The 18,370-nt window shown below is 66.8% G+C and carries 15 protein-coding genes; 5 read left to right on the top strand and 10 right to left on the bottom strand.

Going from position 1 to position 18,370, the window contains the following annotated elements:
* Position 1: 1 nt before the first annotated feature.
* The 3 genes from EL288_RS03105 to EL288_RS03095 all read right to left on the bottom strand — a co-directional run bounded on the left by EL288_RS03105 (position 2) and on the right by EL288_RS03095 (position 2,489).
* Positions 2-1,204 (bottom strand): MFS transporter, encoded by a 1,203-nt coding sequence (locus EL288_RS03105; protein WP_003814920.1) that lies wholly within the window; start codon positions 1,202-1,204, stop codon positions 2-4.
* 68 nt (positions 1,205-1,272) lie between these two features.
* Positions 1,273-1,782 carry a lipoprotein gene (locus EL288_RS03100; protein ID WP_003814922.1) on the bottom strand — a complete coding sequence of 170 codons (510 nt, stop codon included), beginning with the start codon at positions 1,780-1,782 and terminating at the stop codon, positions 1,273-1,275.
* Between the two features lie 254 nt (positions 1,783-2,036).
* A complete protein-coding gene (locus tag EL288_RS03095; protein ID WP_003814925.1) occupies positions 2,037-2,489 on the bottom strand; it encodes an Lrp/AsnC family transcriptional regulator in 453 nt (150 codons plus the stop codon).
* Positions 2,490-2,617: 128 nt separating this feature from the next.
* On the opposite strand from EL288_RS03095, the gene EL288_RS03090 reads away from it, so the two are divergent.
* From EL288_RS03090 to EL288_RS03070, 5 genes are all read left to right on the top strand, one after another.
* Positions 2,618-6,124: an indolepyruvate ferredoxin oxidoreductase family protein gene (locus EL288_RS03090; protein ID WP_033459002.1), complete on the top strand. Its 3,507-nt coding sequence runs from the start codon at positions 2,618-2,620 to the stop codon at positions 6,122-6,124.
* A 305-nt stretch (positions 6,125-6,429) separates the two neighbouring features.
* Entirely contained in the window at positions 6,430-9,357 is a 2,928-nt protein-coding gene (locus tag EL288_RS03085; protein WP_003814928.1) for a ribonucleoside-diphosphate reductase subunit alpha, read from the top strand.
* Positions 9,358-9,378: 21 nt separating this feature from the next.
* Complete coding sequence (locus tag EL288_RS03080; protein WP_003814929.1) at positions 9,379-10,575, top strand: ribonucleotide-diphosphate reductase subunit beta; 1,197 nt, start codon at positions 9,379-9,381, stop codon at positions 10,573-10,575.
* Between the two features lie 317 nt (positions 10,576-10,892).
* Positions 10,893-11,585, top strand: coding sequence for a histone H1-like DNA-binding protein (locus EL288_RS03075; RefSeq protein WP_033447104.1), 693 nt, complete (start codon positions 10,893-10,895; stop codon positions 11,583-11,585).
* Positions 11,586-11,723: 138 nt separating this feature from the next.
* Complete coding sequence (locus EL288_RS03070; protein ID WP_003814933.1) at positions 11,724-12,299, top strand: YggT family protein; 576 nt, start codon at positions 11,724-11,726, stop codon at positions 12,297-12,299.
* A 7-nt stretch (positions 12,300-12,306) separates the two neighbouring features.
* On the opposite strand, the gene EL288_RS03065 is transcribed toward EL288_RS03070, so the two are convergent.
* The 7 genes from EL288_RS03065 to EL288_RS03035 all read right to left on the bottom strand — a co-directional run bounded on the left by EL288_RS03065 (position 12,307) and on the right by EL288_RS03035 (position 18,370).
* Positions 12,307-13,770, bottom strand: a complete 1,464-nt coding sequence (locus EL288_RS03065) for a D-alanine--poly(phosphoribitol) ligase (RefSeq protein WP_010927112.1) — start codon at positions 13,768-13,770, stop codon at positions 12,307-12,309.
* A 10-nt stretch (positions 13,771-13,780) separates the two neighbouring features.
* On the bottom strand, positions 13,781-14,908 hold the full coding sequence (locus EL288_RS03060) for a membrane-bound O-acyltransferase (RefSeq protein WP_003814937.1): 1,128 nt from the start codon (positions 14,906-14,908) through the stop codon (positions 13,781-13,783).
* Positions 14,909-14,915: 7 nt separating this feature from the next.
* Positions 14,916-15,041, bottom strand: coding sequence for a hypothetical protein (locus EL288_RS24515; RefSeq protein ID WP_003814939.1), 126 nt, complete (start codon positions 15,039-15,041; stop codon positions 14,916-14,918).
* The gene (locus EL288_RS03050; protein ID WP_003814941.1) at positions 15,038-16,165 is read right to left on the bottom strand and encodes a D-alanyl-lipoteichoic acid biosynthesis protein DltD; all 1,128 of its coding nucleotides are present in this window, start codon (positions 16,163-16,165) and stop codon (positions 15,038-15,040) included. Before EL288_RS03050 ends, EL288_RS24515 begins: the two co-directional genes overlap by 4 nt.
* Positions 16,166-16,190: 25 nt before the next feature.
* On the bottom strand, positions 16,191-16,430 hold the full coding sequence (locus EL288_RS03045; protein WP_003814943.1) for an acyl carrier protein: 240 nt from the start codon (positions 16,428-16,430) through the stop codon (positions 16,191-16,193).
* A 321-nt stretch (positions 16,431-16,751) separates the two neighbouring features.
* Positions 16,752-17,255 carry an outer membrane lipoprotein gene (locus tag EL288_RS03040; RefSeq protein WP_003814946.1) on the bottom strand — a complete coding sequence of 168 codons (504 nt, stop codon included), beginning with the start codon at positions 17,253-17,255 and terminating at the stop codon, positions 16,752-16,754.
* A 173-nt stretch (positions 17,256-17,428) separates the two neighbouring features.
* Positions 17,429-18,370: a carbohydrate kinase family protein gene (locus tag EL288_RS03035; RefSeq protein ID WP_003814947.1), complete on the bottom strand. Its 942-nt coding sequence runs from the start codon at positions 18,368-18,370 to the stop codon at positions 17,429-17,431.

Here is an 18,370-nt window from a genome sequence, read left to right as displayed (position 1 = left end):
CTTATGCCGCCTGCGCCGTCTGCGCCGCCGCGTGGCGGCGCAGCGCCCAGGCGAATCCGCAACCCAGCAGCGGCAGCAGCAGCGCGGTCATGCCGAACAGCATGGCGGCGCCGGCTGCGTCCACCACCAGGCCGGCCAGGGCCACGCCGGCCGCCTGGCCCATGAACAGGCACGACGCGAACCAGGCCACCGCGGTGCCGCGCGCGGCCGGCACCATCTGCGTCGCGTTGGTCTGCAAGGTGGCGTGCAGCAGGTAGTAGCCGAACCCGGCCAGCACACCGGCGGGCAGGCTCCACAGCCACTGCGGCCCGAGCCAATAACAGAGGAACGCCGCGCTCAGCACCAGGCCGCCGGCCAGCGCCAGTCCGCGCTCGCCCAGCCGCCTGAGCACATGCCCGGCCACCAGCGTGTAGAGCAGGCCGCCCAGCGCATAGGACGCCACCAGTGCGCCGGCGGCGGTCAGCGAAATGCCGAAGCGCGCGTGCAGGTAGGACGGCGCGAAGGCCAGGGTGCCGAACACCAGCAATCCCTCGAAAAACACCGTGGCCAGCACGACACGCGCCCACGGGGTGCCCAGCACCAGGCGCGCCTGGGCCACGAATCCGGTACGCGCCGCGCCGGCCGCGCCCGTCTGGCCGCTGGCCGCCTGGCGGCGCAGCTCACGGTACAGCAGCGTGCCCACCACCAGGTAGATGGCCACCAGGACCGCGAACGCCCAGCGCCAGCCCACCGTGTCGGCGAACAGGCCGCCCACCAGCTGGCCGGCCGCCATGCCCAGGATGGTGCCGGTCAGGAAGCGCGCCAGCGTGGCCTGGCGCCGCTCGTAGGGCACGTTGTCGCCGATCCAGGCCATCGATAGCGGGACCACGCCGGCGCCGGCCGCGCCCGACAGCGCCCGCGCAGCCACCAGCGCGTCCAGCGAACCGGCCAGCACGGCCGCGGCGCTGCCCAGCGCGCACGCGAAGGTGGCGATGCACACCACGCGGTACTTGCCATAACGATCGCCCAGCGGGCCGAAGAACATCTGCAGTACGCCATACGCGATGGCGAACGCGGTCACCGCGTAGGCGGCCTGCCCCGTCGTGGTGGCGAAATCCGCCGCCAGCTGGGGCAGCATGGGGTCGCAGATGCGGAAAGCGGTGGAGCTGGCGAAGGCGGCCAACGCCAACAGCAGGATGGCTCGACTTTCGGACGACAACGACATGGCGGGTAGCGGCGGCGACGTGGGAAGTCCGCCACCTTACCCGAATGGCGCGCCGCTGGCGACAATCCTCAATAGGGCAGGCGGTAGCCGGGCTGCATGCGGCGGGCCGTGACGGCCTGCCCGTTGCGCTTGAGTTCGCGCAGCGTCAGCTTGCCGCTGTCGACCTTCTCGACGCGGTAGCGGTTCTGGTAGATGGGATCGGACGCATCGACGGGCTCGCCGTTCGATTGCGTGGTCCGCATGGTGTAGATGCCATCGGCCACGTGCCAGCAGCCGGTTTCGCGCAGGGCCGGCCGGGTCTTGCGGCCAACTTTCAGTTGCGTTTCATAACGCATCGTTCCGTCGGCGGACAGCACCGTCAATGTCTGGAAGTCGCCGGCAAAGCCGCGCTGGCGCGATACCGAATACCAGGTTCCCACCATCGGATCGCCGGCCTGGGCCGGCGTGCATGCCACCGCCTCGGGCGCCTCGGGCGTCGCGCGCGGCGCGGTGGCGGCAGACTCCTTGCGGGCGGCACAGCCGCCCAGCATCAGCGCCACGCCCAGGGCGCCGACCAGCGATATAGACACACGACTCATGACTTCCTCGGACCACGCAAAACAAACACGACAGCGCCGCCTGCCGGACTGCCGACGCGACGACAGCACGCACTCTAAAGAGCGGCGACAGACAAAGCAATGGCGCGCGGGGCCTTGTGCAATTGCGCAACAGTTACACCGTGTCCAGATGCTTCCGGCGCCGTATCCGAGGGCCCTGTCCCGGATCATCCGCGGCGAGGCGTGCCTGGCCCCACTGAGACAGGCACGCCGCTCTATATGGCGAGGCGGCGCGCCTACAGCGGCAGGCGGACCTCGTGCTTGAGTTCGCGCAGCACCACGATGGTGCGGGTCTGGCGGATGCCGGGCAGGTTGAACAGGAAACGGTGCAGGAAGCGGTCGTAGGCCTCCGGGCTCTCGACCAGGATCTTCAACAGGAAATCCGAATCGCCGGTCACGGCATAGCATTCGAGGATTTCCGGCGCATCGCGCACCGAGCGCTCGAACGTTTCCACCGTGCCGGCCGAATGCCGTTCCAGGCTGATCTGCGCGAACATGCACCCCTGCAGGCCCACCTTGCTGCGGTCGACCTGCGCGCTGTAGCCGGTGATGACCTTGTTCGCCTCCAGCGCCTTGACGCGCCGCCAGACCGGCGCGGCCGACAACCCCACCGTCTCGGACAGCTGTTGCGCCGAGGCCCGCCCGTCCTCCTGCAACGCCTTCAAAATGCCGATATCGGTCTTGTCCATCGGGTTGCCTCCTGTTTTCGCCACAAACGAAATGTTTGTTTCGCATTATAGGGATTACACGATCCGAAAACGCAATGAATGCCGGGCTCCACGCACCTATCATGGTCGAAAGAACTGGAGCACACGCCATGGACGGCACCCCCGCGGTCGACCCGCATATCGACCTCGACTATCAACTCGGCGACAACCTCACCCGCACCAGCGGGCGGGTGTTCCTGACCGGCACGCAGGCGCTGGTGCGCATGATGCTGACGCAGCGCCGGCTCGACCGCGACCGCGGCCTGAACACCGCCGGCTTCGTCTCCGGGTATCGCGGCTCGCCGCTGGGCGGCGTCGACATGGCCATGTGGAAGGCCGGGCAGGCGCTGGCGGACAACCAGGTCAGCTTCCTGCCCGGCATCAATGAAGACATGGCGGCCACCGCCGTCATGGGTACGCAACAGGCCGGCGTGCGCGCCGACCGCAAGGTCGATGGCGTGTTCGCCATGTGGTACGGCAAGGGCCCCGGCGTGGATCGCGCCGGCGACGCGCTGCACCACGGCAACGCGGCGGGCGCCTCGCGCCATGGCGGCGTGCTGGTGGTGGTCGGCGACGACCATACCGCCGTTTCCTCGTCCATCCCGCATGCCAGCGAGGCATCGCTGATCGGCTGGCACATGCCCATCGTGCACCCGGCGTCCATCGACGAATACGAGACCTTCGCGCTATGGGGCTGGGCGCTGTCGCGCTACAGCGGCGCATGGGTCGCGTTCAAGGCAGTGTCCGAAACTGTGGAATGCGGCCAGTCGTTCGTGCTCGAGCCGCCGGCCGCCTACGAGATGCCCGACGACCCGGAGCTGCCCGCCGAACAACTGGAATACACCGCGCGCGACTTTCTGTCGCCGGCGGTCGAACTGCGCATGCACCGCCGGTTGCGCGCGGTGCGCGCGTTCGCGCGCCGCCATTCGCTGGACCGGCTGGTCTGCGCGGCCCCGCGCGCCACGCTCGGCATCGTCACGGTGGGCAAGGCGCACCTGGACACCATGGAGGCCCTGCATCGGCTGGGCCTGGACACCGTCGGCGCCCAGGCGCCGGTGCGCATCTACAAGCCCGGCCTGACCTGGCCGCTGGACGGGCCGCGCCTGATCGAATTCGCGCAAGGCCTGCGGCACATCCTGGTCATCGAGGAAAAAGGCGCGGTCGTCGAAAGCCAGATCAAGGACCTGCTGTTCAACCTGCCGCAACGCCCCAGCGTGGCCGGCAAGACCGGGCTGGATGGCGCCGAGCTGATTCCGGCCGCCGGGCAATTGCGGCCGTCGCTGCTGGCCGCCCCGCTGGCCGCGTGGCTGCGCCGCGCGGGCCATATGCCGGGCGGCGCCGCGCCCGCAGCGTTCGCGTGTCCGGCGCCGCTTTCCAACGACGCCGACGGCATGCGCCGGCGCCCCTACTTCTGTTCGGGCTGTCCGCACAGCACCTCCACCAAGGTGCCCGAAGGCAGCCAGGCGCTGGCCGGCGTGGGCTGCCATTACATGGCGGCCTGGATGGACCGCGACACCGGCGGCCTGACCCAGATGGGCGGCGAAGGCGCCGACTGGATCGGCCTGTCTCCCTATATAGAGATGCCGCACGTGTTCCAGAACATGGGCGAAGGCACGTATTACCACTCGGGCTACCTGGCGATCCGCCAGGCCGTGGCCGCGCGCGCCAACATCACCTACAAGATCCTGTTCAACGACGCCGTGGCCATGACCGGCGGCCAACCGGTCGACGGGCCGATATCGGTGCCGCAGATCTGCCAGCAGCTGCGCGGCGAGAACGTGGCGCGCATCGTCGTCACCACCGACGAGCCGGAAAAATACCGCGGCGTCGCCCTGGGCACCGGCATCGATGTGCACCACCGCCGCGACCTGGACGCGGTGCAGCGCGAGCTGCGCGCCACGCCCGGCGTCACCGTGCTGATCCACGACCAGACCTGCGCGGCCGAGAAGCGCCGGCGCCGCAAGAAGAACCAGTTCCCGGACCCGCCGCGCCGCCTGCTGATCAACAGCGCCGTCTGCGAGGGCTGCGGCGATTGCGGCGTGCAGTCGAATTGCCTGTCGGTAGTGCCGCTGGAGACCCCTTACGGCCGCAAGCGCGCCATCGACCAGTCCAGCTGCAACAAGGACTATTCGTGCGTGGAGGGATTCTGCCCCAGCTTCGTCTCGGTCATGGGCGGCAAGCCGCGCAAGAGCGCCGCGCCGGCGGCCGACCACGAGCGCCTGCGCGCCCGCATCGCGCGGCTGCCCGAGCCGCGCCCGGCGCCGCTGGAGGCGCCGTACCGGCTGCTGGTCGCCGGCATGGGCGGCACCGGCGTGATCACCATTGGCGCCATCGTCTCCATGGCCGCGCACCTGCAAGGCCTGTCGGCCGCCGTGCTGGATCTCACCGGCCTGGCGCAAAAAGGCGGCACCGTGGTCAGCCACATCCGCCTGGCGCCGTCCGGCACGGCCAACGGGCCGGTACGGCTGGACTGGCAGCAGGCCGATGCCGCCATCCTGTGCGACCCGGTGGCTGCCGTCGCGCCAGATTCACTGGGCGCGCTGCGCCGCGACCATACTCGCACCACCGTCAATACCTATGTGGCGCCGGTATCGGACTTCACCCGCAACCCCGACGCGCCGCTGCGCGCCGACGCCCTGCTGGCGAAGATCCGCCACGCCGCCGGCGAGCACGTCGCGGCCCTGGACGCGCACGCGGCGGCGCAGGCCCTGTTCGGCGACAGCATCCTGTCGAACATGTTCATGCTCGGCCATGCCTGGCAGCGCGGCGACGTGCCGCTCGCGCTGGCCGCGCTGGCGCGCGCCATCGAACTGAACGGCGTGGCCGTGGCGGCCAACCGCGCCGCGTTCGACGCCGGAAGGCTGGCGGCCCACGAGCCGCAATCCATGGCGCAGGCGCTGCGCCCGGCCGCCCAGGTCGTGCAGCTGCACATTCCCGAGTCGTTCGAGCGCGCCGTCGAGCGCCGCGTTGCCGACCTGACCGCCTACCAGAGCGCCGCGTACGCGCAGGCTTATCGCGACCTGGTCGAACAGGTGGCCGCGCGCGAACGCGAGCTGGCGCCGGCAGCCCGCGCGCCACGCCTGGCCATGGCAGTGGCGCGCAGCCTGTTCAAGCTGATGGCCTATAAGGACGAATACGAAGTGGCGCGCCTCTACACCGACGACGCCTTCCGCGCCCAGCTCGACAGCCAGTTCGAGGGCGACTACAGCCTGCGCTTGCACCTGGCCCCGCCGCTGCTGGCCCGCAAGGACCCGCGCACCGGCGCACCGCGCAAGATCACCCTGGGCCCCCGAACCCTCACCCTGATGAAAGCCCTGGCGCGCCTGAAGGGACTGCGCGGCACGTGGTTCGACCCGTTCGGCCACACCGCCGAGCGGCGCATGGAACGCGCGCTGGTGGCCGAGTACCGCGCCACGGTCATCCAGCTGCTGGCCGGCCTGAGCGTCGACAGGCTGGCGCAAGCGGCTACAATCGCCGCCCTTGCCGAAACCGTGCGCGGCTATGGCCACGTCAAGCAGGCCAGCGTGCGGAAATATCGCGACGAACTGGAGCGGCAGTTGCGGCGCTACCAGGAACCGACCGGCTCGCCGGACGTTTCCCTGCGCCAGACCGCATAGACGCTCATTCAGAGCGATCACTTCGGCGGGCGCGCCTTGCAGGGCGCGCCCGCCGCATTTAGTAACAACTAAATTTGAACTTGTATCGCTCAGTGTCTTGTCCCGGACCCGGACGCTCACTAGAATTAGTGCCATACGAGGGGGTGGTACACTACATCTTGTGGTCGCTAAACACGCTGGACCCACCGGCCACGCACCCCGGACCATTCGTCCACGCGTAGCGATTCCCCTCACACCGAATACTTTTGCACCCGGCCAGGCGGCCCGCCTGGCCTTCCTCTACGCTTTTTCGCACAGGAGCTTCCATGCAGACTACGATCGCCTCTGTGACCCGGCCCACGGCCGTGCCGCCCGCCCAATCCGAGACCTCCACCGATCCCAACAGCGGCCAATGGGCCAGCTACAACATCATCCGCCGCAATGGCTCGGTGGTGGGGTTCGAACCCAGCAAGATCGCCATCGCCATGACCAAGGCGTTCCTGGCCGTCAACGGCGGCCAGGGCGCGGCGTCGGCGCGCGTGCGCGAGCTGGTCGAACAGCTGACCGCGCAGGCCGTCAGCGCGCTGGTGCGCAACCGCCCCGCCGGCGGCACCTTCCATATCGAAGACGTGCAGGACCAGGTTGAACTGGCCCTGATGCGCTCGGGCGAGCACGACGTGGCCCGCGCCTACGTGCTGTACCGCGAGCGCCGCGCCCAGGAGCGCGCCGCCGCCGCCGAAGTGCTCGAGAAGAGCTCGCCGGCCGCCGCCCAGGAACCGACCCTCAGCGTGGTCGACAACGGCGTGCGCCGTCCGCTCGACCTGGCTGCGCTGCGCGCCACCATCGAAGCCGCCGGCGAAGGCCTGACGCAATACACGGACACCGAAGCCATCCTGAAGGAAACGGTCAAGAACCTCTACGACGGCGTTCCGGTCGACGAAGTGTTCAAGTCCGCCATCCTGGCCGCGCGCGCGCTGGTCGAAAAGGATCCGGCCTACAGCCAGGTCACCGCCCGCCTGCTGCTGCACACGATCCGCAAGGAAGTGCTGGGCGAGGAAGTGTCGCAGGCCGACATGGCCACCCGCTACGCGGAATACTTCCCCGCCTTCATCCAGCGCGGCATCGAAGGCGGCCTGCTCGACGCCAAGCTGGCCGAATACGACCTGGAGCGCGTGGCCAAGGCCCTGGACGGCCGCCGCGACCTGCAATTCGGCTACCTGGGCCTGCAGACCCTGTACGACCGCTACTTCCTGCACGTGCGCGGCACGCGCATCGAGCTGCCGCAGGTGTTCTTCATGCGCGTGGCCATGGGCCTGGCGCTGCGCGAAGCCGACCGCGAAGCGCGCGCCATCGAGTTCTATGAAATCCTGTCGTCGTTCGACTTCATGAGCTCGACCCCGACGCTGTTCAACTCCGGCACCCTGCACTCGCAGCTGTCGTCGTGCTACCTGACCACGGTGTCGGACGACCTCGAAGGCATCTACGACGCCATCAAGGAAAACGCGCTGCTGGCCAAGTACGCCGGCGGCCTGGGCAACGACTGGACGCCCGTGCGCGCGCTGCGCAGCCACATCAAGGGCACCAACGGCGAAAGCCAGGGCGTGGTGCCGTTCCTCAAGGTGGTCAACGACACCGCCGTCGCGGTCAACCAGGGCGGCAAGCGCAAGGGCGCGGTGTGCACCTACCTGGAAACGTGGCACCTGGACATCGAGGAGTTCCTCGAACTGCGCAAGAACACCGGCGACGAGCGCCGCCGCACCCACGACATGAACACGGCGAACTGGATTCCCGACCTGTTCATGAAGCGCGTGATGGAAAACGGCGAATGGACGCTGTTCTCGCCCTCCGACTGCCCCGACCTGCACGACAAGTACGGCAAGGCCTTCGAACAGGCCTATGCGGGCTACGAAGCCAAGGTCGCCAGCGGCGAACTGAAGCTGTTCAAGAAAATGCCGGCTGTCTCGCTGTGGCGCAAGATGCTGTCGATGCTGTTCGAGACCGGCCATCCGTGGATCACCTTCAAGGATCCGTGCAACATCCGCTCGCCGCAGCAGCACGTGGGCGTGGTGCACAGCTCGAACCTGTGCACCGAGATCACGCTGAACACCAACGCCACCGAAATCGCGGTGTGCAACCTGGGTTCGGTGAACCTGGTGGCGCACATGAAGCCCAGCGCCAACGGCGGCTACGAGCTCGACCACGACAAGCTCAAGCGCACCATCGGCGTGGCCATGCGCATGCTCGACAACGTGATCGACATCAACTACTACGCGGTCGACAAGGCGCGCAACTCCAACGAGCGCCATCGCCCGGTGGGCATGGGCATCATGGGCTTCCAGGATTGCCTGCACGTGATGCGCGTGCCGTATGCGTCGCAGGACGCCATCGACTTCGCGGATCGTTCGATGGAAGCGGTGTGCTATCACGCGTATTGGGCGTCGAGCGAACTCGCGCAAGAGCGCGGCCGCTACCAGTCGTACGAAGGTTCGCTGTGGTCGCGCGGCATCCTGCCGCAAGACACGCTTGCGATGCTGCGCGAAGAGCGCGGCGGCAATGTCGACGTCGATGATTCGAGCTCGCTGGACTGGGATACGTTGCGTTCACGCATCAAAGAACACGGCATGCGCAATTCGAACTGCATCGCAATCGCCCCAACTGCGACGATTTCCAATATCATTGGTGTATCTGCGTGCATCGAACCCACTTTCCAGAACTTGTACGTCAAATCGAATCTCTCCGGCGAGTTCACGGTCGTTAACGATTATCTCGTGCGTGACCTGAAGAAACTCGGTCTCTGGGACGAAGTCATGGTCGCCGACCTCAAGTACTTCGACGGCAGCCTGTCCCGTATCGATCGCGTACCTTCCGAACTTCGCAAGCTCTACGCCACCGCGTTCGAAGTCGAACCGAGCTGGCTGGTGGAGTGCGCCTCGCGCCGCCAGAAGTGGATCGATCAGGCCCAATCGCTCAACATCTACATGTCGGGCGCATCGGGCAAGAAGCTGGACGACACCTACAAGCTGGCGTGGCAGCGTGGCCTGAAGACCACTTACTACCTGCGCACCCTCGGCGCCACCAGCGCCGAGAAGTCGACGGGCCGCGGCGGCGAACTGAACGCCGTCAGCGCCGGCGACCACGGCGCGGGCTCGGCCGTATCCGCAGCACCCGTTTTGCCGGAACCCGAAATCGTCGGGGCGGTTTGCACCATGCGGCCGGGAGACCCCGGCTTCGAAGAGTGCGAAGCCTGCCAATAACCGCCACCGGAGAATTCGATCATGCTTAATTGGGAAGAAGAGAACATCGCCACCAAACCCGCCACCTCGCCCGCGCCCGCGGGCGGGCGGGAAGCCGCGCCCGCCGTGCGGGCCGCGACCGGCGTGTTCGGCGACGCAGCCCTGCCTACGCCCACCGCGCCCCAGCACGCAGCCAGCCTGGGGGCCTCGGACGCCACCGCCGGCCGCGTGAAGGTGGCCGACAAGCGCATCATCAACGGCGAGACCGACGTCAACCAGTTGGTGCCGTTCAAGTACAAGTGGGCCTGGGAAAAATACCTGGCCACCTGCGCCAACCACTGGATGCCGCAGGAAATCAACATGTCGCGCGACATCGCCCTCTGGAAGAACCCCAACGGGCTCACCGAGGACGAACGCCGTATCGTCAAGCGCAACCTGGGCTTCTTCGTGACGGCCGACTCGCTGGCCGCCAACAACATCGTGCTGGGCACCTACCGCCACATCACGGCGCCCGAGTGCCGCCAGTTCCTGCTGCGCCAGGCATTCGAAGAAGCCATCCATACCCACGCTTATCAGTACATCGTCGAAAGCCTGGACCTGGACGAGGCCGAGATCTTCAACGCCTATAACGAAGTCCCGTCCATCCGCGCCAAGGATGAGTTCCTGATTCCGTTCATCGACGCGATCGCGGACCCGAACTTCCATACCGGCACGCCCGAAGCCGATCAGAAACTGCTTAAGTCGCTGATCGTCTTTGCATGCCTGATGGAAGGCCTGTTCTTCTATGTCGGGTTTACGCAGATCCTGGCGCTAGGCCGCCAGAACAAGATGACCGGCGCCGCCGAACAGTACATGTACATCCTGCGCGATGAATCCATGCACTGCAATTTCGGCATCGACCTGATCAACACCATCAAGCTGGAGAATCCGCATTTGTGGACACCGGAGTTCCGCGAAGAAATCCGCGAACTCTTCCGCAAAGCGGTCGAACTCGAATACGCTTACGCCGAAGACACGATGCCGCGCGGCGTGCTGGGCCTGAACGCCCCCATGTTCAAGTCCTACCTGCGCTTCATCGCCAATCGCCGTTGCCAGCAGATCGGTATCGAACCGCTGTTCCCCCAGGAAGAAAACCCCTTCCCGTGGATGGCGGAAATGATCGACCTTAAGAAGGAACGCAACTTTTTTGAAACTCGCGTGATCGAATACCAGACCGGCGGTACGTTGAGCTGGGAATAAGCGTTCATGCCGCTTGCCTGCGCCTGTCGCAGGCAAGCCGGATGTGCCCCGGTGACTGGTGTTCTGACACGTAGAACGTAGCGGTAGGCGACCTCTGGCGAGGCCGCCTATCGGCGCCATTTGAAATGGCTCGCGCCGACGAGGTTGCGGGGGCCATATCAAATGGCTGTGCTGAATTCATTAGCGCAAGCCGCAGTAGCTGTCGCCAGTCAGGGACAGCGGCATGCGCCGATGAATAGCCCGGGTGCAATCCGCCTGTTTTGGGGGTTGCCACACGGGTTTAAGTTCTGGGACCCCTGAACCTAAGGAGCATGACCATGGCAACTGCCAAGAAGGCCGCCAAGAAGGCGGTTAAGAAACCCGCAGCGAAGAAGGCTGCCGCCAAGAAGGCCACTCCGGCCAAGAAAGCTGCGGTCAAGAAAGTCGCTGTGAAGAAAGTCGCCGCCAAGAAACCGGCGGTGAAGAAGGTCGCCGCGAAGAAGCCGGCAGCCAAGAAGGTCGCCAAGAAAGCGGTAGCCAAGAAGGCCGTCGCCAAGAAACCCGCGGCCAAGAAAGTCGCCAAGAAGGCTGTAGCCAAGAAGGCCGTGGCGAAGAAAGCTGTCGCCAAGAAAGCCGTAGCCAAGAAGGCCGTGGCCAAGAAAGCGGTAGCCAAGAAGGCCGTCGCCAAGAAGGCGCCTGCCAAGAAAGCCGTCGCGAAGAAAGCCGTAGCCAAGAAGGCAGTTGCCAAGAAGGCTGTAGCCAAGAAAGCCGTCGCCAAGAAAGCCGTCGCCAAGAAGGCCGTCGCCAAGAAGGCGCCTGCCAAGAAGGCTGCTGCCAAGAAGGCGCCTGCCAAGAAGGCTGCCGCGGCCAGGAAGCCTGCCGCCAAGAAGCCCGCCGCGAAAAAGCCGGCTGCCAAGAAGGCTGCGCCCAAGAAGCCCGCGACGCCTCCTTCGACCGCTGCCGCTCCGGGCGCGAAGACTGCGCTGAACCCCGCTGCGTCGTGGCCGTTCCCGACCGGCGGCCGTCCGTAACGGACCTCTTCGCCAGTTAGCAGCACCTTAAGCCGCCTGGCTCCGCCAGGCGGCTTTTTCCGTCCCGCGCCTTCGCCCGCCTTCGCGGCCCGCGCTATCTTTTGGCGCCCGCCATGCGACAATAAAAGCCGTTATTGTTTGGCGACTGCCCTCATGCTCGGCGACATCATCCGCTTTCTGCTTGAAATCACCTTCACATTGTTCGGCGCGGCCCTGATCCTGCGGGCCTGGATCCATGCCGTACGCCTGCATCCCTTCAATCCGCTGGCACGCGCCATCTACCAGGGGACCAACTGGCTGGTGCTGCCGCTGCGCCGTGTGATACCGGCTACCGGCTCGATAGACTGGACCAGCCTGATCGCGGCCTGGGTGGCTGCGCTGATCTACCTTATCCTGGTCTGGCTGAGCGCCGTGGGCGCCTTGCCGCCGGCCAGCGCCCTGCCCTCGGCCATGGGCTCGGCGTTGCTGATGGTCCTGAAATGGACGCTGAACCTGATGGTGTGGATGACGCTGATCCAGGCGGTGCTGTCGTGGGTCAACCCGCTGTCGCCGCTCATGCCCTTGCTGCAGACGCTGACCGCGCCGCTGCTCGACCCCATCCGGCGCATCCTGCCGCGCACCGCCATCGACTTCTCGCCGCTGGTGCTGCTGATCGGCGCGCAGATCCTGCTGATGATGGTGGCACGCCTGGCCTACGGCATATTCGGCGTCTGAAACGGCGCTACGCCGCCGCCGGAATCGCCGCGTAGATTTCCAGCAGCTTCTTGCGGTCTATCTTGTGGTTGTTCGATACGGGCAAATCCGGACAGGCCACCAGTTCGGACGGCACCATATAGGACGGCAGCCGCCCTGTCAGTTGCGCTTTCCATTGCTGCAGCGCCGCCGGCAACTGGAAGCTGGCCTGTTCCACCGTACGTTGCGCCACGAACCCGATCACCCGCACCGCGGTGCCGTCGGGCCGGCGCAGCACGGCGCAGGCGCCGCCCGCCACGCCCGGCAGGGCATGCAGGGCCGCATCGATTTCCGCCAGCTCGATGCGATAGCCGTTGAGCTTGATCTGGTCGTCCATGCGGCCACGGCAGAACAGCAGCCCATCCTCGCGCATCCGTCCCAGGTCGCCCGTACGAAAGCCGCGGCGCCCGTCATGATGCACGAACAGCTTGGCCTGGTTGAGGTCTGGGCGATTGAGATAGCCGCGCATCACGTGATCGCCGACGATGCAGATTTCATCGTCGGCGACGTACAGCAGGCTGGCGGGCTTGGCGTAGCCGACCGGCAGGGGGTCGTGTTCGGCCAGCACCGCATCGTCGACGACCAGCGCGGTGGTCGCCACCGTGGCCTCGGTCGGACCGTACGTGTTGAGAATCGCCGCCTCGGGGAAGCGCTGGCGCAGCTTGCGCGCCAGCGCCACGGGCAGCGGCTCGCCGCAGAACAGGAATGTGCGCAGCGCCCGCAGTTGCTGCGGCGAGAAATCGCGGTTGGCCAGCTGCTGATGGGCGAACGATGGCGTCGACACCCAGACCGTCACGCCGGATCCAGCCAGGCGCGCCAGCCACTGCTGCGGCGCGGCGATCTGCTCGCGCGCATTCAGTACGCAGGTGCCGCCCGCGGCCAGGGTACCGAACACCTCGTACATGGACAGATCGAAACTGAAAGGCGCCTGGTTCATGAATACCGGCGCCTCGCCCAGCGCGAGGCCATCGCGCAGCCAATCGCCCAGCAAGGCCACGCTCTCGCGCCCGATCTGCACGCCCTTGGGATCGCCCGTACTGCCCGAGGTGAACATGACGTAGGCCAGGCCCCGTTCGGCCAGCGCTGCGGGCTCGGCCGCGCCGGGCCGGAAGACATCCGCCTGCGTGTCGTACACCGCGGCCGCGCGCACGATCTCCACGATGCGGCGCACGCGCTCGGGCGGGTAGATGGTATCGACGGGCACGAACGGCGCGCCGGCCAGCAAGGCCCCCGCCATGGCGACGAAGAAGGCCGCCTCCTTGTGGCCGTGGATCACCACCGGCACGTCCGGACCGATACCGTGGGCGCGCGCCCTCGCCGCCCACTGGCAGGCCTCTTCCCGCAACGCCTGCCATGTCAGCACGCGATCGCTGCCGACGACCGCGTCGGCCTGCCCGCCGCGGGCATCGGAAACGAATTCGAAACTGCGTAGATCGAAATACATGCCGCGCACTCCCGGCGGATCAGATAGGACTGCGGCCGCTGAACACGTACAGCGCCAACGCGGCCAGGATGAGCGTGAGCGCCCGCCCGGCCCATTGCACCGGCCGGCGCGCCAGGAACGCCTGCAGCGCGGGCCGCGTGCGCGCATGCTGCACCAGCAGGTTGTGCCCCACCGAATAGGCGCCGAACATCAGGCCGCTGACCACGTAATGCAGGGCCAGGCCGTTCCACACGCCCATGGCCAGCAGGGTGGCGAGAATGCCGATGTTCTGCGCGGCCAGCCGGTGGCGGCCGAAAAACGCCGTCTTGCTGAGCGCCTTGTAGATCGGCATGAACACCACATCGCGCAGCCATTCGGACAGGCTGATATGCCAGCGGCGCCAGAAATCCTGCGGATTGGCGCTGGCCAGCGGATTGCGGAAATTGACGGGCAGGGTAAAGCCGAACAGCATGCCCACGCCTATCGCCATGCTGCTGTACCCGGCAAAATCGAAGAACAGGTAGAAACTGTAGAGGCTGGCGTTCAGCGCCACGCCGGTCAGCGAGTAGTCGTGCGCATCCAGGGTGTTCAGGCCGTAGCGCCAGATTGCCTCGGCCACGCCGAACTTCTGGATCACGCCGAAAATCAGCAATTCGAGGCCGGCCAGCCAGGTTTCCAGCGTCACGCCTTCATAGCCGCGCTTCAGGTCGGCCTGGAAGTTGCGCCAGCGGTACATCGGCCCGGCCAGCAGCGTCAGCGGGAAGAACAGGTAGATGCAGTAGTCGAGCGGCGAAATGCGCTCATTGCGGGGCGCGAACAGCAGCACGTCGACAGCCCGGAACGTGGCGAACGACAGCCCCAGCATGCCGGTCATGGTGGTGATGCCGCACTTGAGCAGCAACAGGGGCGCCATGGTCAGCAGCACCGCCGCCCAGGTGGGCAGGTGGCCGCGCCGCATCGCCCACAACGCGGCGCTGGCCACCGCCAGCAGCCCCAGCGGCTGGTATGGCCGGGTCCAGAACACCGCCAGCCATACCGCCAGGCACAGCGCGCCGATCAGGTGGCGGTAGCCCAGCCGCCAGGGCAATCCGAGCGCGCGGTACAGCAGCAGGCCCAGGCCGCCGAACAGTGCGCCGCCGAAGAAAGCAAAGCTGCCGAACAGTTCCATGGCCGTTTCAGAACTGCTGGTACTGGAACTCGACCTTGATCGGTCCGCCACTGCCCGTGGTGGGCTGCGCCTGCAGCACGAACACCAGGATCAGGCCCAGGTACAGGCACAAATGCCAGAAGAAGCGCTTCATCGGGAAAAGAACTCCGCAATGCCCTGGTCGGCGATGGCCCAGCCCAGTTCGGCCAGGTGCATGTCGTCGCGCACCATGCCGGGCTGGAACGGCACGCTGTACATATCCAGGCAGCCCATGCCGTAGCGCGCGCACATGCCCTTGATGGCATCGGCCACCGGGTCGAAGCGCTCGACATCGAGGATCAGCTTGGGATTGAAGGGCTGGATCACGAAATAGGCGCGCACCTTGCGCTGCTGCAGCAGCGCCATGACGCGGGCCAGATCGCCCAGTTCGGGCCGCGTCATGGGCGGCATCTCCGGAAATTCATTGCGCGCCGGCGAGTTCAACGGCGCCAGGTACTGCCGGTAGTAGTCGTCGCGCACATCGTAGGGGTTGTGCCCGCCCAGTTCCGCTTCGATACCGCGCGCCTGGCCCAGCAGGTCGTGCCAGCGCCCCGCATCCAGGCGGGCCGCCGCCGGCCAGCTCACATACTTGTGCGCCGGCACGGCCAGGGGGCTGCGCGGCCGGTCGGGCGCGCGCTCGCCGCGGCTGTTCCACCACAGCGCGATCTTGTCCTTGAGCTCGGCCACCTGGCCGTTGGCGATCAGCCAGAGCAGCCCCCAGTTGGCGTTGTCGGCGATCCAGTCCTGCATCTGTTCGCGCGTGGCGGGCTTGTCCCACAGGCGGTCCCACACCGGCCCGGTGACGTGCTCGGCGAAGGCCGAGCGCGGCAGTTGCCCGCCCGAGGCGAACCAGGCCGGCGACACCATGATCACCAGGCGCGTATTGGGCGTGAGGGAATCGGCCACCGCCTCCAGCACGCTGACGATGCCATACGACTGGAACATGGCATGGCCGTACGCCAGGGTCGGCACCTTCAGTTCCTGCGGAAAGAATCGATAGGGCACGAAGCGCAGATCGTGGCTGGACAGTTCGGACGAACCCAGCACGACCAGGGTGCCATCGGCCAGCGCGTTGCCCAGCCGGTTCAGGTTGACGTTCTGCGTGCCCCAGTCCGGGCCGAGATTGGGCAGATAGTTGTCGCGCACCGACGCCACGCTGGAATGCGGGTGCACCAACGCACTGAGCGCGCCATCGGCGCCCCAGTACAGGCCCAGCGACAGCGCGACGGCGCTTGCCATCGCGGCCAGGTGGGACAGCAGGCGGCTATTGCGAATTGGCAGCGACATAGCCGGCAAGCGTGCGGACCGACTGTAGGTGTTCGGCGATTTCAGGCGCCGGGATACTGCATCCGTACTCCGACTCGACGGCCAGCGTGATGTCGACCGCGGCCAGCGAATCGACCAGGCCGGAAGAGATCAGGGCAGTGTCGGGGGTGACTTTCTTGAGGATGATCGACTCGACGATGTCGGCGATCCGGGTGTGCAGTTCTTGCTCGGTGTGCATGGCTGGTCAGTGTGCAGGTTGCCTCGTCAGGCATATACACCCCGCCCCCAGAGTTTCGAGCGCGACTATACTTTCCGGATTCTGACGGCCGCCTGAAAAAACATCGGCGGTCACAAAAATACCCCCTCCCCGGGCGCCTGTCCCCGCATGGGGACAGGCGCCTGCAAGATTTCATGGCATCTGCCCGTGCGTGTGCCTGTCCCCGCCGGGACAGGCACACTGCCGTACGCCATGGGGGACAGGCACCCGCCGACTCCCGGCCCGCCGCCGCAAAAAAAAACGCCCGCGTGAAGCGGGCGTCTTGCCGGAAGCAGCGGGCGATCAATACGGTGTCACGCGGGTCGGGCCCGCGCCGCTGATGACCTGCACGCGCTGCCCCACGCTGATGGGCACGTCGGCTTCCTGCGCCACGACCCGGGTTTCGCCGTTGTCCAGGCGCACCGTGATTTCGTAGCCGGAGGACTTGCCCGCGCGGTTCTCGATGGCGTTGCCCGCCAGCGCGCCGAGGATGACGCCGCCCACCGTGGCGATGGTGCGGCCGGTGCCGCCGCCGACGGCATTGCCCGCTACCCCGCCCAGCGCGCCACCGGCCACCATGCCGACGCCGCTGGACTTGTCGTTCTGGATGGTGATCGGACGCACGCCGGTGACCGTGCCGGTGCGCACGATCTGCTCGCGCTGCGCCTGGCCGTACGTGTACACCCCACTCGATGCGCTGGGATTGGCGCAGCCGGCCAGAACGGCCACCGAGCCGGCAACCGCCGCTACCGCCAGCAGGCGGCGGGCGCGCCCGGCAACTACAGAGGGGGAATGCATATAGTTCATTGAAGCTCCTCGATCGGACTTACCGATGATCCTCGATCATACTCTGCCCCCGGATTTTGCTGGCCGGGGTGAGCGAAACAGGGTGCTACTGACACAGCCTCATTGTTACAAATCGACATGCCTGCAGCGCGCTGGTTGGATCGTCCGCCGCGGCCAGGGTTCCCCTGCCCGTCTCAGTCCGGCAGGCCGATACCGTAGTTCGCGCGCATCAGGGCGTCGATCTCGCTGCGCGACGGCGCATGGTTCTGCGGGCCGCGCGAGGCAATCTTGATCGCGCCCATCAGGTTGCCCAGGCGGCAGCTGTCCGCCCAGCCCCAGCCGCTGGTCAGGCCGTAAAGCAGGCCGGCGCGGTGGGCATCGCCACAGCCGGTGGGGTCGACCACCGCCTGCGCCTGCACCGGCGCGACCTCGATGGTCTGCCCGCCGGCCATCACCGTGGCGCCGTGCGCGCCGCGCGTGACCACCGCGGCCCGCAGCCCGCTGGCGATCTCGGCCAGGCTGCGGCCGGTGCGCTGCTCGACCACGCCGGCTTCATAGTCGTTGACGGTCAGCGCCTGGGCCAGCTTGAGCATGCGCTCCAGGTCCGCGCCGTCGAACAGCGGCATGGCTTGCCCGAGGTCGAAAATGAACGGAATGCCGCGCGCGTGGAGACGCTCGGCGTGGGCGAACATGCCGGCCTTGGAGTCCGGCGCGATGATGGCCCAGGCGGCCTGCGCGTCGCTGAGGTCGTTGCCCGAGGAAAACTCCATCGCGCCGGGGTGGAAGGCAGCGATCTGGTTGTCTTCGAGGTCGGTGGTGATGAAGCACTGCGCGGTGAACGTGCCGGGCACGACCTGGATGCGCGATACGTCGATGCCCAGTCCGGACAGGCGCGCCAGGTATTCGCCGGCATCCTCGCCCACCGTCGCCACCGGCACCGGCTGGCCGCCCAGCAGCTTGAGGTTGTAGGCAATGTTGCCGGCGCAGCCACCGTACTCCTTGCGCATGGCGGGCACCAGGAACGAAACGCTCAATGATTGAATGCGCTCGGCAAGGATGTGTTCTTTGAAACGGCCTTCGAACACCGCGATCGTGTCGAACGCCATCGAGCCGCATACAAGTACGGGAGCCGTCAT

The organism is Bordetella bronchiseptica, from assembly GCF_900636925.1.
GTDB lineage: Bacteria > Pseudomonadota > Gammaproteobacteria > Burkholderiales > Burkholderiaceae_B > Bordetella > Bordetella pertussis.
The sequence above is the reverse complement of the archived record's forward strand: the minus strand, read 5'-3'. Positions and strand labels throughout refer to the sequence as shown.